13 protein-coding genes are annotated in these 16,010 nt (G+C 71.1%); 9 read left to right on the forward strand and 4 right to left on the reverse strand.

Annotation, left to right across the window (positions count from 1 at the left end; all coding sequences use genetic code 11):
• Positions 1-31: 31 nt before the first annotated feature.
• The gene (locus tag ACQUSR_RS25810) at positions 32-688 is read right to left on the reverse strand and encodes an MBL fold metallo-hydrolase (protein ID WP_431045001.1); all 657 of its coding nucleotides are present in this window, start codon (positions 686-688) and stop codon (positions 32-34) included.
• A 4-nt stretch (positions 689-692) separates the two neighbouring features.
• The gene (locus ACQUSR_RS25815) at positions 693-1,406 is read right to left on the reverse strand and encodes a maleylpyruvate isomerase family mycothiol-dependent enzyme (protein WP_431045002.1); all 714 of its coding nucleotides are present in this window, start codon (positions 1,404-1,406) and stop codon (positions 693-695) included.
• A 254-nt stretch (positions 1,407-1,660) separates the two neighbouring features.
• Here ACQUSR_RS25815 and uvrA point away from each other — a divergent pair, with 254 nt between their 5' ends.
• Positions 1,661-4,681: an excinuclease ABC subunit UvrA gene (uvrA, locus tag ACQUSR_RS25820; RefSeq protein ID WP_431045003.1), complete on the forward strand. Its 3,021-nt coding sequence runs from the start codon at positions 1,661-1,663 to the stop codon at positions 4,679-4,681.
• Positions 4,682-5,066: 385 nt separating this feature from the next.
• Here uvrA and ACQUSR_RS25825 read toward each other — a convergent pair whose 3' ends face one another.
• Positions 5,067-6,017, reverse strand: a complete 951-nt coding sequence (locus ACQUSR_RS25825; RefSeq protein ID WP_431045004.1) for a carbohydrate kinase family protein — start codon at positions 6,015-6,017, stop codon at positions 5,067-5,069.
• Between the two features lie 296 nt (positions 6,018-6,313).
• Between ACQUSR_RS25825 and ACQUSR_RS25830 the strand changes: the two genes are divergently transcribed.
• Positions 6,314-6,739: a ubiquinol-cytochrome c reductase iron-sulfur subunit gene (locus ACQUSR_RS25830; protein ID WP_431045005.1), complete on the forward strand. Its 426-nt coding sequence runs from the start codon at positions 6,314-6,316 to the stop codon at positions 6,737-6,739.
• A 25-nt stretch (positions 6,740-6,764) separates the two neighbouring features.
• Here ACQUSR_RS25830 and ACQUSR_RS25835 read toward each other — a convergent pair whose 3' ends face one another.
• Positions 6,765-7,709: a hypothetical protein gene (locus ACQUSR_RS25835; RefSeq protein ID WP_431045006.1), complete on the reverse strand. Its 945-nt coding sequence runs from the start codon at positions 7,707-7,709 to the stop codon at positions 6,765-6,767.
• Between the two features lie 366 nt (positions 7,710-8,075).
• Between ACQUSR_RS25835 and ACQUSR_RS25840 the strand changes: the two genes are divergently transcribed.
• The 7 genes from ACQUSR_RS25840 to gap all read left to right on the forward strand — a co-directional run bounded on the left by ACQUSR_RS25840 (position 8,076) and on the right by gap (position 16,010).
• Positions 8,076-8,699, forward strand: coding sequence for a papain-like cysteine protease family protein (locus ACQUSR_RS25840; RefSeq protein WP_431045007.1), 624 nt, complete (start codon positions 8,076-8,078; stop codon positions 8,697-8,699).
• Positions 8,700-8,703: 4 nt separating this feature from the next.
• Positions 8,704-9,543 carry a hypothetical protein gene (locus tag ACQUSR_RS25845; protein WP_431045008.1) on the forward strand — a complete coding sequence of 280 codons (840 nt, stop codon included), beginning with the start codon at positions 8,704-8,706 and terminating at the stop codon, positions 9,541-9,543.
• 170 nt (positions 9,544-9,713) lie between these two features.
• Positions 9,714-11,702, forward strand: a complete 1,989-nt coding sequence (gene uvrC / locus ACQUSR_RS25850; RefSeq protein ID WP_431045009.1) for an excinuclease ABC subunit UvrC — start codon at positions 9,714-9,716, stop codon at positions 11,700-11,702.
• A 114-nt stretch (positions 11,703-11,816) separates the two neighbouring features.
• On the forward strand, positions 11,817-12,752 hold the full coding sequence (gene rapZ, locus ACQUSR_RS25855) for an RNase adapter RapZ (RefSeq protein ID WP_431045010.1): 936 nt from the start codon (positions 11,817-11,819) through the stop codon (positions 12,750-12,752).
• On the forward strand, positions 12,749-13,777 hold the full coding sequence (locus ACQUSR_RS25860) for a gluconeogenesis factor YvcK family protein (protein ID WP_431045011.1): 1,029 nt from the start codon (positions 12,749-12,751) through the stop codon (positions 13,775-13,777). The genes rapZ and ACQUSR_RS25860 overlap by 4 nt, the downstream gene beginning before the upstream one ends.
• Positions 13,768-14,757, forward strand: a complete 990-nt coding sequence (gene whiA / locus ACQUSR_RS25865) for a DNA-binding protein WhiA (RefSeq protein ID WP_304461124.1) — start codon at positions 13,768-13,770, stop codon at positions 14,755-14,757. Before ACQUSR_RS25860 ends, whiA begins: the two co-directional genes overlap by 10 nt.
• A gap of 248 nt (positions 14,758-15,005) precedes the next feature.
• Complete coding sequence (gene gap, locus ACQUSR_RS25870; protein WP_431045012.1) at positions 15,006-16,010, forward strand: type I glyceraldehyde-3-phosphate dehydrogenase; 1,005 nt, start codon at positions 15,006-15,008, stop codon at positions 16,008-16,010.

Here is a 16,010-nt window from a genome sequence, read left to right on the forward strand (position 1 = left end):
CGCCGGCCGTGGGGAGGGGCGGCCCCGTGGTTCACCAGCCGCGTTCGCGCCACTCGGCCAGGTGCGGACGCTCGGCGCCGAGCGTGGTGTCGTCGCCATGGCCGGGGTAGACCCAGGTCTCGTCCGGCAGGGCGTCGAAGAGCTTGGTCTCGACGTCGTTGATCAGGCTGGTGAACGCGGCGGCGTCGTCATGGGTGTTGCCGACCCCGCCCGGGAACAGGCAGTCGCCGGTGAACACATGCGGGTGGCCGTGCGGGTCGTCGTAGACGAGGGCGATGCTGCCCGGGGTGTGCCCGACCAGGTGGCGGGCGGTCAGCTCCACGCGTCCGACGCGGATCGTGTCGCCGTCCTCGACCAGTACCTGGGTCGGCACCGGGATGCCCTCGGCGTCGTACCGTCCGGCGTAGGTCGTCGCGCTCGTGGCGTCCACCACCTCGCGCAGCGCGCCCCAGTGGTCGCCGTGCCGGTGGGTGGTGACCACGGACCCGATGCCGTCCTCGCCGATCAGGGTCAGCAGGGTATGGGGTTCGGCGGCGGCGTCGATCAGCAGCTGCTCATCGGTCGCGCGGCAGCGCAACAGATAGGCGTTGTTGTTCATGGGGCCGACCGCGACCTTCGAGATCATCACGTCGGGCAGTTCGTGCGTCTCCGCAGGCCCGCCGACCTTCACCGCTCCGCTGTAAGTCATGGCCTCAGCCTAGCGGCGGGACGGTGGGCAGCGGGGCGTCGGAGGCGGAGAGCCCGGAGCCATCCGCCCGGCCGGTGAGCCAGCCCAGTAGCTCGCGGGGGGAGCCGCTGACCGTGAGCCGCGGACCCTGCGCACGGCCTGTCTCCCACGCGCGTTCGCCGTCCGTGAGTCGCAGCGCGGGCAGATCCGGGTGCCCGGCGAACTTCACCGTGGTGAGGAAGGCCAGGTGCCGCTCGACGAACGCGTCGGGCAGATCCGCCATCGTGTAGCCGATGCCCAGGTCGACATGGTGCAGCTCGACCTCCACCAGGCGACGGAGCGGCAGCCGCTCGGCGCGCTCGGTCACGCCGTTGCGCATGGTCACCTCGAAGGTCCAGCGGTCCCGGGGGAGGGCCGCGGCCGCCGCGTTGAACCGGAAGGCACTGGTGCGCAGATCGTCGAGGTGGACGGCCAGCGGGCGTGCGGCGTCGCGCTCGATGTCGCGGTCGCGGGCGCCCTCGCTCGCGTACATCGGGGTCTCTTCGCCGGTGCGAGCCCAGGTGAGGAGATTGACCAGAGCGTCGGCGTTCCGGGCCAGGTGGGCGAGCACATGGCCGCGGGTCCAGCCGGGCAGCAGGGACGGCTGGGCGGCGGCGCCCTCGTCGAGTCCGGCGACCGCGGTGAGCAGGCGGTCGGTGGCCCCCTGGACCGCGGAGGCATCGCGTGCGTAGTCACTCATGCTCCGACCGTAATGCCTTCGCCCACTCATTCGGGTGAAGGTGGCGGACTTCGCCCGCAATTCGAATGTGCGTGCTATAGGCTCGGAGTGCTGCATCCTTGAAGACAACGCCGTTCCGCCCCCTACCCTGGGTCGGGGGCATGCTCCGCTCCGCCTCTGCTCGTCAGCCTCGGCTGGTGGGACCAGCGAGACAGAGGATCCAAGAAGCAGAGACCGGCGCACCCCTCACTTCCTCACGAAAGGTGCCGACCGGCGTGGCCGACCGTCTCATCGTCCGTGGCGCTCGCGAGCACAACCTCAAGAACGTCTCGCTCGACCTCCCCCGTGACTCCCTGATCGTCTTCACCGGGCTGTCGGGATCGGGCAAGTCCTCCCTCGCGTTCGACACGATCTTCGCCGAGGGGCAGCGTCGCTACGTCGAGTCGCTCTCCTCCTACGCCCGGCAGTTCCTGGGACAGATGGACAAGCCCGACGTGGACTTCATCGAGGGCCTGTCCCCGGCCGTCTCCATCGACCAGAAGTCGACCTCGCGGAATCCGCGCTCCACGGTCGGCACCATCACGGAGGTCTACGACTACCTCCGGCTGCTCTTCGCCCGGATCGGCAAGCCGCACTGCCCCGAGTGCGGCCGCCCGATCGCCCGCCAGTCGCCGCAGGCCATCGTGGACCGGGTGCTGGAGCTGCCCGAGGGCAGCCGCTTCCAGGTGCTGTCGCCGCTGGTCCGCGAGCGCAAGGGCGAGTTCGTCGATCTCTTCTCCGACCTCCAGACCAAGGGCTACAGCCGGGCCCGGGTGGACGGCCAGACCATCCAGCTGTCCGATCCGCCCAAGCTGAAGAAGCAGGAGAAGCACACCATCGAGGTCGTCGTCGACCGCCTCACCGTCAAGGACAGCGCCAAGCGGCGGCTGACCGACTCGGTGGAGACCGCGCTCGGGCTCTCCGGCGGCATGGTGATCCTCGACTTCGTGGACCTCGACGAGGACGACCCGCAGCGCGAGCGGATGTTCTCCGAGCACCTCTACTGCCCGTACGACGATCTCTCCTTCGAGGAACTGGAGCCCCGCTCCTTCTCCTTCAACTCGCCGTTCGGCGCCTGCCCGGACTGCACGGGCATCGGCACGCGGATGGAGGTCGACCCCGAGCTGATCGTCCCGGACGAGGAGCGCTCCCTGGACGAGGGTGCCATCCACCCCTGGTCCCACGGACACACCAAGGACTACTTCGGCCGCCTGGTCGGGGCACTCGCCGACGCACTCGGCTTCCGTACGGACATCCCCTGGGCCGGACTGCCCCAGCGGGCCAAGAAGGCGCTACTCAACGGCCACAAGACCCAGATCGAGGTGCGCTACCGCAACCGGTACGGCCGGGAGCGGGCCTACACCACGGCCTTCGAAGGTGCCGTGCCGTTCGTCAAGCGGCGGCACTCGGAGGCGGAGAGCGACTCCAGCCGGGAGCGCTTCGAGGGGTACATGCGTGAGGTGCCCTGCCCCACCTGTGAGGGCACCCGCCTCAAGCCGATCGTCCTCGCGGTCACCGTGCAGGGCCGGTCCATCGCGGAGGTCTCCGCGATGTCGATCAGCGAATGCGCGGAGTTCCTGCGTGAGATGAAGCTGAACGCCCGCGAGAAGACGATCGCGGAGCGCGTGCTGAAGGAGGTCAACGAGCGGCTGAGGTTCCTGGTCGACGTCGGTCTCGACTACCTCTCGCTGAACCGCGCTGCGGGCACGCTGTCCGGCGGTGAGGCCCAGCGCATCCGGCTCGCCACCCAGATCGGCTCCGGCCTGGTCGGTGTGCTCTACGTGCTGGACGAGCCGTCGATCGGTCTGCACCAGCGTGACAACCACCGGCTCATCGAGACCCTGGTGCGTCTGCGCGATCTCGGGAACACACTGATCGTCGTCGAGCACGACGAGGACACCATCAAGACCTCGGACTGGGTGGTGGACATCGGCCCGGGCGCGGGTGAGCACGGCGGCAAGGTGGTGCACAGCGGCCCCTTGAAGGAACTGCTGCGCAACAAGGACTCGATGACCGGGCAGTACCTGTCCGGGAAGAAGTCCATCGCGCTGCCGGCATCCCGTCGGTCCGTGGACCCGGAGCGGCAGCTGACGGTGCACGGTGCCCGCGAGAACAATCTGCAGGACATCGACGTCTCCTTCCCTCTCGGCGTGCTCACCGCCGTCACGGGTGTCTCCGGATCGGGCAAGTCCACGCTGGTCAACGACATCCTCTACACCCACCTGGCGCGCGAGCTGAACGGTGCGCGATCGGTGCCGGGCCGCCACACGCGGGTGGACGGCGACGACCTCGTCGACAAGGTCGTGCACGTCGACCAGTCGCCCATCGGCCGTACGCCCCGCTCCAACCCGGCGACGTACACCGGGGTCTTCGACCATGTGCGCAAGCTCTTCGCGGAGACGATGGAGGCGAAGGTCCGCGGCTATCTGCCCGGCCGGTTCTCCTTCAACGTCAAGGGCGGCCGGTGCGAGAACTGCGCCGGTGACGGCACCATCAAGATCGAGATGAACTTCCTGCCCGATGTGTATGTGCCGTGCGAGGTCTGCCACGGCGCGCGCTACAACCGGGAGACCCTGGAGGTCCATTACAAGAGCAAGTCCATCGCCGAGGTGCTGGACATGCCGATCGAGGAGGCGCTGGACTTCTTCGAGGCGGTGCCGACCATCGCCCGTCATCTGCGGACGCTCAACGAGGTCGGACTGGGGTATGTGCGCCTCGGGCAGTCGGCCCCGACGCTCTCCGGCGGTGAGGCGCAGCGGGTCAAGCTGGCCAGCGAGCTGCAGAAGCGTTCGACGGGGCGCACGGTCTACGTGCTGGACGAGCCGACGACCGGCCTGCACTTCGAGGACATCAGCAAGCTGATCGCGGTGCTGTCCGGGCTGGTCGACAAGGGCAACACGGTGATCGTCATCGAGCACAACCTCGATGTGATCAAGACGGCGGACTGGGTCGTGGACATGGGCCCGGAGGGCGGAAGCGGCGGTGGCCTGGTCATCGCCGAGGGCACGCCGGAGCAGGTCGCTTCGGTGCCCGCCAGCCACACCGGCAAGTTCCTGCGGGAGCTGCTGGGGGAGCGGGTGAGTGACGCGGTGGTGCCCGCGGCCCGGAAGGGGACGGGGACGGCCGCGGGGAGGAAGCCCGCCGCGAAGAAGACCGCGGCGAAGAAGGCGAACTCCACCGCGGTGAAGAAGGCAGCGGGGGCGACCGTGCCGGCCGCCGCCGCGCCCAAGAAGACGGCACGGGCGCGCCGGGCGTGATGCGGGCGGGCGACCGCGCGCATCACGTACGACGCGGTCGCCCGGCGGGCGCCGGTCCCGCCTTCAGCGGGGCGGGCCGGGGTCTGTCCGAGAGCTCGGCGCCCCGCAGGCCGGGTTCCGGGGCCCGGGATTGTCCGAGAGCTCGGCGCCCCGCAGGCCGGGTTCCGGGGCCCGGGATTGTCCGAGAGCTCGGCGCCCCGCAGGCCGGGTGCCGGGGCCCGGGTCTGTTCAAGACGCCGGTGCCCGCGCAGGCCGCGCGCCCCGCTGCCCGTCGGGTGCGTGACGGGAGGCGGCTGCGTGGGGGAGGTCTGCCGGTGCCATAACCGGGGCGGTCGCCCCCCCGCCCCGGTTGCCGCCCGGGGCGGTGCGACGACTATTGGCCGCGTCAGGCCAGCTCCGACGCGTACGGTGGCTGCGCGCCCGGGCGGGAACAGGTGATCGCCGCGGCGCGGGCCGCGAAGCGCAGGGTGTCCTGCCACGCGGCGTCGTCCAGGGCTGCCGCGGCCGCCGGGGACAGCGCGCCGTGGGCGCCCAGCCGGTGCAGCAGCGCGGCGTTGACCGTGTCGCCCGCGCCGATGGTGTCGGCCACCGCGACCCGTTCGCCCGGTACGGTGACCGATCCGCCCGTGCGGGTCAGCACGGTCAGCCCGTCCGCGCCATGGGTGAGGACGACCGCCACCGGCCCCTCGGCCAGCCATTCCCGGGAGGCCGCCAGCGCCGCACCGAGGCTGGGGTTCCCGGCCCCGCCGGCCAGCCAGACGGCGTCCTCGACGGACAGCTTGAGCAGGCTCACGGAGGGAAGCCAGGACCGGAAGCGGGTGCGGTAGCCGTCGGCGTCGGCGATGAGGCCGGGGCGGATGTTGGGGTCGAGCGCGGTGAGCAGGCCCCGCGCGGCCTCGCGCCGCAGCAGCGCCTCGTACGCGCTCGCGCCCGGCTCCAGCACCAGGGAGCAGGTGCCCACGGAGACGGCCGTCACCGACTCGGGCAGGGCACCGGGCAACGCGAAGAGCCGGTCCGCGGTGCCCTCGGCGTAGAAGCCGTAGCCCGCCGATCCGTCGGAGCCGATGTCCGCGACCGCGAGCGTGGTGGGTTCCGGTCCGCGCTGCACCAGCGTGGTGTCGACCCCGTCGGCGCGCAGTCCGGCCAGCAGCGCGTCGCCGAAGGCGTCGGTCGACACACGTGAGCAGAACGCGGTCGGAGAGCCGAGCCGCCCCAGTGCCACCGCGGTGTTGTACGGACCGCCGCCACAGCGCGGCAGCAGGGCGGGCAGGCCGCCGCCCGCCCCGGCGCGGTCAGGCACGAGATCGATGAGGGCTTCTCCGGCAACGACGATCACGAGGAGCGGTCCCTTCTCCGGTCGTTCATCGGGTTCGGTCGTTCATCGGGTCCTACCTTCTTGCTCGGGCCCTTCGGACCTTTTCGGCGCCTCTCGGCTCTTCCCCGGCCGCCTTCAGCCCTTGCAGGACGTACAGCCGACGTCGACGCCGAAACGTATCCCATGACCGCACGCGGCATGAACGTTCACGTCAGTGCTGGTGCGAACGTTCGCCTACGCCCAGGCACCACTGTCGGAACGGCATGATCTGTGCCGGTATCGTCGAGCCAACGCACGCCCCACGCACAGGAGTCCCCATGACCAGCCAGCCCCCCGCCCGCCGAACCGTACTGCGAGGGGCCGCGCTGGCCGGGGCCGCCGGGCTCGGGGTCGCCGCCTGCGACGGCGGGGCCGGCGGCTCGAAGGTCCCGCCGACCCCGACCGCACCGGTCGATCTCGGCGCGCCAGGCGACGTCCCCGTGGGCGGGACGAAGCTCTACCGCGAGGACCGGGTCGTGGTCACGCGGCTCGCCAAGGGCGAGTACAAGGCGTTCGGCGCGGTGTGCACGCACGCCGGGTGCGTGGTGAGCTCGGTGGAGGACGAGCGGATCCGGTGCTCCTGCCACGGCAGTGAGTTCGACGCGAAGACCGGCAAGGTGCTGGCGGGGCCGGCGGTGGCGCCGCTGCCGTCCGTGCCGGTGCGCACCGAGGGCGGCAGGTTGATCGTCGGCCCGGAGGCATGAGCGCCGCCGGCCCGCGGCGTCGCGCTCAGTTCCAGTCCCAGGCGATCCCCAGGATTCCCGGCCGCACATCGTGCTCGGCCACATGCACCACCCGGTGCTGGCCGCTCAGGGTCAGTTCCCGCTGCCCGCCGCGCGGCGCGCCCGCCGAGGCCCGCGCGAAGCGGCGGCAGCGTACGGGAAGCGCCGCGGCGTCGAACCGTACCTGGAGGACGTACTGCCCGCTCGCGAACGGGAAGCCCCGCTCGTACTCCGTGCTCGGGCCGCCGGTGCCGTCCTCGAAGCCGTAGCTGAAGAGGTACGTGTCCCCGGCGCGCAGCCGCGCGTCGAACAGCAGCTCCGCGACGACCAGATTGGCGGCCGTGTCCCAGCGCACCCGCCCCAGGCGGCAGTTCTCCCATGCCCGGACCGTGACCTGCGAGGGGTCGCCGCCCGCCTCTCCGTGGTGAATGGCGACGTAGCGGTCGACGCCGTCCCGGTGGGCACGGACGACATGCTGGGAATCGCGTCCCTGCAACTCCCGCCGCGGGCCGATGCTCACCCGCTCCAGCTGGCAGGCGGTGTGCAGCCCGCCGTCGAGTGGTGACTCCAACTCGGCGAGCATGGCCTCCAGCGCGCCGGAGTGCTCCAGCAGAGCACGGTACGTGCGCGCGGCGGGGCGTTCCACTTCCGGACGGAAGCCCGGATCGAGCAGCCGGGTCAGCGCGTGCGCGGGCAGTTCCAGTACGTCCTCCAGGGCGCGTACCGCCCGGAGCGACTCGGGCCGCCGCGGCCGCCGCGCGCCCTGCTGCCAGTAGCTCAGGCTGGTCACCCCGACCTTGATGCCGCGTTGGGCGAGCCGGTGCTGTATCCGGTGCAGAGCCAGGCCGCGCGCGGCCAGCGCCGCCCGCAGCGCCAGGTGGAACGGGCCGGTGCGCAGGGCCTGCGCCAGTTCCGCTTCGGCCGCGTCCGCGTGCGCGGTGATCTGCCCCATCGGCGAGCTCCTCTGTGAACATTCACGATCCGACGCAGAGTGTCGCACTGTTGAGAACGCCATATTCCAGCATTCAAGGGCACTGGACGTTCACATTTGGTCCGGATCGTTCACACCGCGATGTCACCTCGCATTGAAGCGTGTTGACCCCATTCGAACAACACCTGATGCTCCTCACCAGCGTCCGGACGCGCTCCTCCACCCCCCCACGTCGGCCTCTTCACACCGACACCCACGTCGGCCTCTTCACGCCGACACCCGCGTCGGTCTCCCCGTGCCGACACCCCCCACCTGAAACACCCCCCACTCAACTCATCGGCTCATTCGGGAGGAACGTCCATGTCTCTCGTCCCCCATACATCGCGTATGCGCGGAAGGCGCGGCAGACGACTGTCTGTCGCCGCCCTCGCCGCCGCCGCGCTGCTCGCACTGCCCACGGCGACCGCGAGCACTGCGGCGCCCGCGCCCGGCAGCGATGCCAAGAACACCAAGTCCGTCGCCGCGGAGGCCTACTCCAACGAGCTCGACATCAGCATGCAGGCGCAGCAGAACACCAACTGGTGCTGGGCCGCGTCGGGCAACACCATCGCCACCTACTACGGCTACAACTACAGCCAGAACCAGTTCTGCAACGCCGCGTTCAACCGCACGCAGGGCTACGACTGCCCCAACTGGCAGGCGACCCTCGGTAATGTGCAGACTGCACTGAACTGGATCGGTATATCCCCCGGCTCCTATGTGAACGGATGGCTGCGCTACTCCACCGTGCAGAGCGAGATCGACGCGGAGCGCCCGATCGAGACCCGTATCCAGTGGTCGTCAGGAGGTGGGCACATGCAGGTCATATACGGCTACGACACGTCCGGCAGCTGGGTGGCGTGGGGCGACCCGTGGCCCTCCAGCCAGCGCTACAGCTGGGCGTCCCACGACTGGTACGTGAACAACAACCAGTTCTCCTGGACCCACTCGCTCTACCGGATCGGGGCGTGACACCGTGACCTTCGTCAACGCAACGCGCACCCTCGCCGGTGGCGCCCTGGCCGCCGCCCTCGTCGGACTCGCCGCACCCGCGGCCCAGGCCGAGGAGGCCCCCGCGGCCCCCAAGGCGCCCGCCGCGACGGCCGTCGGCGCCGCCCACGACGCCGCGACCGCCCCCACCACCCTCGACACCCTCTCCCGCTTCTTCGCGCGGGACGGGGCCGTCGCCAAGCGGGCGGCCGCCCCGCGCATCGAGGGCGCCACCGTGCCCGTCTACAGCCTCTCCGCCGCGTTCGTGGCAGCCGACCCGGGGGCGCGCGACGCGCTGCGCACGCCCGTCGCCGAACTGGAATTCCTCGCCAGCAAGGCCGTCGCCTCGGACGGGCAGGCGGCGTCGGTGTGGACCGTACGCCAGGGCGGGGCCTGGCAGGTCGTGAACATCGCCACCGGCGACGACGAGACCCGGTACGCCGCCAAGGGCGCGAAGAAGCTCAAGGGCGGCACCGTGTTCCGCGAGCCGCAGATCGACGCCTGGTACGTCCAGCGGGGTACGCGCGTCCTGCCGCTGGACGCCGACGCCACGCGCGCGATCGGCGCCGACGGCACCACGGTCCGCGCCTACCAGAAGCGGGTCCACGAGGCGTACGGGGACAAGCTCCCGGGGTCGGCGTACGCCAAGAAGGGCAAGGCCGGCGGATACGGGCAGCAGCCGGAGGCGCGGCCGGAGAAGCAGCGGCAGGCGGCCGACGGCAGCAGCGACGGGCTGCTCACCGCCACGTCCACCGTCGCGGGCGCCGGTGCGATCGTCGCCCTGGGCCTGTGCGGCGCCGCGGCGCTGCGCACCCGCCGCCGCTGAACCCTGAGACAAGGCCCCCAGAGGCGGGAACCGCGAGGTGAACGCCGCCTGGCGGCGCAAAGAGAGCAGCCGCGGCCGTCCGGCCCCGGAGGGTGATTCCCACCGGAGCCGGACGGCCCGGCCGCCGCCGCGGAGCCGCGTTGTCACTGTCCGCCAGTAGGGTGGTGACCATGGCCGACCCCAGCAGCTACCGACCCAAGCCGGGACAGATCCCCGACTCGCCGGGGGTCTACAGGTTCCGGGACGAGCACGGCCGGGTGATCTACGTCGGAAAGGCGAAGAGCCTGCGCCAGCGGCTCTCCTCGTATTTCCAGGACCTGGCGAACCTCCACCCGCGCACCCGCACCATGGTCACCACCGCGGCGTCCGTGGAGTGGACCGTGGTTTCCACAGAGGTCGAGGCGCTCCAGCTCGAATACTCCTGGATCAAGGAGTTCGACCCCCGGTTCAACGTCAAGTACCGGGACGACAAGAGCTATCCGTCCCTGGCGGTCACCATGGGCGAGGAGTTCCCGCGCGTCCAGGTGATGCGCGGTCCCAAGAAGAAGGGCGTGCGCTACTTCGGCCCGTACGCCCACGCCTGGGCGATCCGCGAGACCGTCGATCTCATGCTGCGGGTCTTCCCCGTACGGACCTGCTCCGCCGGGGTCTTCAAGCGCTCCCATCAGATCGGCCGCCCCTGCCTCCTCGGCTACATCGGCAAGTGCTCCGCCCCGTGCGTCGGCCGGGTCACCGCCGCCGAGCACCGCGAACTCGCCGAGGAATTCTGCGACTTCATGGCCGGCCGCACCGGCACCTACCTGCGCCGCCTCGAACAGGAGATGCAGCAGGCCGCGGAGGAGATGGAGTACGAGCGGGCGGCACGGCTGCGCGACGACATCGAGGCGCTCAGGCGCGCCATGGAGAAGAACGCCGTCGTCCTCGCCGACGCCACCGACGCCGACCTGATCGCCGTCGCCGAGGACGAGCTCGAAGCCGCGGTCCAGATCTTCCATGTGCGCGGCGGCCGGGTCCGGGGTCAGCGCGGCTGGGTCACCGACAAGGTCGAGGCCGTGGACACCGCGGGCCTGGTCGAGCACGCCCTCCAGCAGCTCTACGGCGAGGAGAAGGGCGACGCGGTTCCCAAGGAGGTCCTGGTGCCCGCCCTGCCGGACCCCGTCGCACCGGTCGCCCAGTGGCTCACCGAGCGCCGTGGCGCCCGCGTCGACCTGCGGATACCGCAGCGCGGCGACAAGAAGGACCTGATGGCGACGGTGCAGCGGAACGCCCAGCAGGCACTCGTGCTGCACAAGACCAAGCGCGCCTCGGACCTGACCACCCGCTCCCGCGCCCTGGAGGAGATTGCCGAGGCCCTGGACCTGGACTCCGCGCCGCTGCGCATCGAATGCTTCGACATCTCGCACTTCCAGGGCGACGACGTCGTGGCTTCCATGGTCGTCTTCGAGGACGGCCTGGCGCGCAAGAGCGAGTACCGCCGCTTCCAGGTCAAGAGCTTCGCAGGACAGGACGACGTCCGCTCCATGCACGAGGTCGTCAGCCGCCGCTTCCGCCGGTATCTCCAGGAGAAGCAGAAGACGGGGGAGTGGCAGGAGGAAGACGCCACGGACACCCCCGAGGCGAACGGCGGGCCCATCGGCGAGGACGGCAAGCCGAAGAAGTTCGCCTACCCGCCCCAGCTGGTCGTCGTCGACGGCGGCGCACCGCAGGTCGCCGCGGCCAAGAAGGCCCTGGAGGAGCTCGGCGTCGACGACGTCGCGGTCTGCGGCCTGGCCAAGCGCCTGGAAGAGGTCTGGCTCCCCGGCGAGCACGACCCCGTGGTGCTGCCGCGCAGCAGTGAGGGGCTCTATCTCCTCCAGCGGGTCCGGGACGAAGCCCACCGGTTCGCCATCAGCTACCAGCGCAGCAAGCGCGCCAAAACCATGAAGGCCGGGCCGCTCGACGCGGTGCCGGGCCTGGGCGGCAGCCGCCGCCAGGCACTGCTGAAGCACTTCGGCTCGGTCAAACGGCTGCGCGCGGCCACCATCGACCAGATCTGCGAGGTCCCCGGCATCGGCCGCAAAACGGCCGAGACCGTCGCCGCGGCCCTGGCGCAGGCCGCCCCGGCCGCCCCGGCGGTCAACACCGCCACCGGCGAGATCCTCGACGGAGAAGAGGGCTGACGTGCGACGCCGCTCCCGAGCGGGCCGAGGACGGGGAGACCACCTCCACGGAGGTAGCAGTATGGAAGGCGAGGCCGCAGCGGCGGCGTCGCCACTGACACGGGGGACAGGAAGATGAACGCGCAAGACACCGACGGAGACGGAGCACAGGTGAGTACGGGCACGAACGGGGACACGGCCGAGACCTCGGCCATCCCCGAGCTGGTGATCATCTCTGGCATGTCCGGGGCGGGCCGCAGCACCGCCGCCAAGTGTCTGGAGGACCTCGGCTGGTTCGTCGTGGACAACCTGCCGCCCGCCCTGATCCCGACCATGGTGGACCTCGGCGCCCGCTCGCAGGGGAACGTGGCCCGGATCGCCGTCGTCGTGGACGTGCGCGGCCGCCGCTTCTTCGACAACCTCCGCGAGTCCCTGGCCGACCTTGAGGCCAAGCACGTCAAGCGCCGCGTGCTGTTCCTGGAGGCGTCCGACGACGCCTTGGTGCGCCGGTTCGAGTCCGTACGCCGCCCGCACCCGCTCCAGGGCGACGGCCGGATCGTGGACGGCATCGCCGCCGAGCGCGACCTGCTGCGCGAGCTGCGCGGCGACGCCGACCTGGTGATCGACACCTCCAGCCTCAACGTGCACGAACTGCGCGCCAAGATGGACGCCCAGTTCGCCGGCGACGAGGAGCCGGAGCTGCGCGCCACCGTCATGTCGTTCGGCTACAAGTACGGCCTGCCGGTCGACGCCGACCTCGTGGTCGACTGCCGCTTCCTGCCGAACCCGCACTGGGTGCCCGAGCTGCGCCCCTTCACCGGGCTCAACGAGGAGGTGTCCGGCTACGTCTTCAACCAGCCCGGCGCCAAGGAGTTCCTCGACCGCTACGCCGAACTGCTCCAGCTGATCGCCGCCGGATACCGGCGAGAGGGCAAGCGCTACGTGACCATCGCCGTCGGCTGCACCGGCGGCAAGCACCGCAGCGTCGCGATGTCCGAGCGGCTGGCCGCCCGTCTCGCCGCCGAAGGCGTGGAGACCGTCGTCGTCCACCGCGACATGGGGCGCGAGTGAGCCTTACGCCCTTCCGCACCCGGCGCCTGCGGCGGCTGGTCGGCGGCCGCTCGGGCCGTGGTGCCCAGCCCAAGGTCGTCGCGCTCGGCGGCGGCATGGGCCTGTCCGCCTCTCTCGCGGCGCTGCGCCGCATCACCGGCGACCTCACCGCCGTCGTCACGGTGGCCGACGACGGCGGCTCCAGCGGCCGGCTCCGCGACGAGCTGGGCGTGCTGCCCCCCGGTGACCTGCGCAAGGCGCTCGCCGCGCTGTGCGGCGACGACGACTGGGGCCAGACCTGGGCCCGGGTCATCCAGCACCGCTTCGCCAGCGAGGGCGAGCTGCACGGCCACGCCGTGGGCAATCTGCTGATCGTCGCGCTGTGGGAGCAGCTGGGCGACCCCGTCAAGGCGCTGGAGTGGGTCGGCAGGCTCCTGGGGGCGCACGGCCGGGTGCTGCCCATGTCCGCGGTGCCGCTGGAGCTCCAGGCGCTCGTACGGGGGCACGACCCGGACCGTCCCGACGAGATCTCCACCGTCCGCGGCCAGGCCACCGTGGCGCTGACCCCGGGCGAGGTGCAGTCCGTGCACGTGGTCCCGGAGGACCCGCCCGCCGTGCCCGAGGCCGTCGCCGCGGTGCTCGACGCCGACTGGGTGGTGCTCGGCCCGGGCTCCTGGTTCTCCTCGGTGATCCCGCACCTGCTGGTCCCCGAGCTGCTCGACGCGCTCGTCGAGACCAAGGCCCGGCGTGTGCTGTCACTGAACCTGGCCCCCCAGCCCGGTGAAACCGAAGGCTTCTCCCCGCAGCGTCATTTGGAGGTTTTGGCCCGACACGCCCCTAAACTCGCCTTCGACGTGGTGCTGGCCGACGCCGCAGCGGTGCCCGACCAGAGCAGCCTGTGTGACGCCGCCGAGCGGTTGGGCGGCACGGTCGAGCTGGCCCCTGTGGCTGCGCCCGACGGGGCTCCCCGGCACGACCCGGAGCTGCTGGCCGCCGCGTACGACCGTATTTTTCGGATGCATGGAAGGATCGGCCCATGGCGATGACGCCAGCGGTGAAGGACGAAATCTCTCGGCTTCCCGTCACCCGGACGTGCTGCCGGAAGGCGGAGGTCTCGGCGATCCTGAGGTTCGCGGGCGGTCTGCACCTCGTCAGCGGACGCATCGTGATCGAGGCCGAACTGGACACCGGCATCGCCGCCCGGCGGCTGCGCAAGGACATCCTGGAGATCTTCGGGCACGCCTCCGACCTGGTGGTGATGGCCCCGGGCGGGTTGCGCCGCGGCAGCCGGTACGTGGTCCGGGTGGTCGCCGGCGGCGACCAGCTGGCCCGCCAGACCGGCCTGGTCGACGGCCGCGGCCGCCCCATTCGCGGCCTGCCCCCGCAGGTCGTCTCCGGCGCCACCTGCGACGCCGAGGCCGCCTGGCGCGGGGCCTTCCTCGCCCACGGCTCGCTCACCGAGCCCGGCCGCTCCTCGTCGCTGGAGGTCACCTGCCCGGGCCCCGAGGCCGCCCTCGCGCTGGTCGGCGCGGCCCGGCGGCTGCAGATCGCGGCCAAGGCGCGCGAGGTGCGCGGCGTGGACCGGGTGGTCGTCCGCGACGGTGACGCGATCGGGGCGCTGCTGACCCGGCTGGGGGCCCACGAGTCGGTGCTGGCGTGGGAGGAGCGGCGGATGCGCCGCGAGGTTCGGGCCACGGCCAACCGGCTGGCCAACTTCGACGACGCCAATCTGCGGCGCTCGGCTCGGGCCGCCGTCGCCGCGGGCGCGCGGGTACAGCGCGCTCTGGAGATCCTCGGCGACGAGGTGCCCGAGCACCTCGCGGCGGCCGGGCGGCTGCGTATGGAGCACAAGCAGGCATCCCTGGAGGAGCTGGGGGCGCTCGCCGACCCGCCGCTGACCAAGGACGCCGTCGCGGGCCGTATCCGCCGGCTGCTGGCCATGGCCGACAAGCGCGCGCAGGACCTCGGGATCCCCGGTACGGAATCCAGCCTGACCGAGGAGATGGCCGAGGGCATGGTCGGCTGACCCGGGCGGCACCCCGAATTCGCCGATCACGCATGACAGCCGTACAACGCCGCCTATATGACGACCCGATGATTTTTCGCGCGGCGACAGGATGATCGAGGCGGCGGCCCGAACCACTCGATGGTGGTCGCGGGCCGCCGCGGCCAATGTCACGTAGGTCCCGTACAGGCGGTAGGGTCGGAGGCGGTCGGGGACAACCCATACGCTCGCCGGCGTCCTGGCCGGCACACCAACGAGGAGATCGGTTCGTGACGATCCGCGTAGGCATCAACGGCTTCGGCCGCATCGGCCGCAACTACTTCCGCGCGCTCCTGGAGCAGGGCGCGGACATCGAGATCGTCGGTGTCAACGACCTGACCGACAACGCCACCCTGGTCCACCTCCTGAAGTACGACACCATCCTGGGTCGGCTGAAGCACGAGGTCAGCCACACCGACGACACCATCACCGTCGGCAACCAGACCTTCAAGACCATCGCCGAGCGTGACCCGGCGAACCTTCCGTGGGCCGAGCTGGGCGCCGACATCGTCGTCGAGTCCACCGGCATCTTCACCAAGCGCGAGGACGCGGCCAAGCACCTGGCCGCCGGCGCCAAGAAGGTCCTGATCTCCGCGCCCGCCAAGGGCGAGGACATCACGATCGTGATGGGCGTCAACCAGGACAAGTACGACGCGGCCAACCACCACGTCATCTCCAACGCCTCCTGCACCACCAACTGCGTGGCGCCGATGGCCAAGGTTCTCGACGAGAGCTTCGGCATCGCCAAGGGCCTGATGACGACCGTCCACGCGTACACCAACGACCAGCGCATCCTGGACTTCCCGCACAGCGACCTGCGCCGGGCCCGTGCCGCAGCGCAGAACATCATCCCGACCTCCACCGGTGCCGCCAAGGCCACCGCCCTGGTCCTGCCGCAGCTCAAGGGCAAGCTGGACGGCATCGCCATGCGCGTCCCGGTCCCCACCGGCTCGGTCACCGACCTGGTCCTCGAGCTCGACCGCGAGGTCACCAAGGAAGAGATCAACACCGCCTTCCAGAAGGCCGCCGAGGGGCAGCTGAAGGGCATCCTCGAGTACACCGAGGACGCCATCGTCTCGTCCGACATCGTCAACTGGCCGGCGTCCTGCACCTTCGACGCCTCGCTGACGATGGCCCAGGGCAAGCAGGTCAAGGTCGTCGGCTGGTACGACAACGAGTGGGGCTACTCCAACCGCCTGGTGGACCTGACCACCTTCGTCGGCGGCCAGCTCTGA

Origin of the sequence: Streptomyces sp. P1-3, from assembly GCF_050613155.1 — a bacterium.
Lineage (GTDB): Bacteria > Actinomycetota > Actinomycetes > Streptomycetales > Streptomycetaceae > Streptomyces.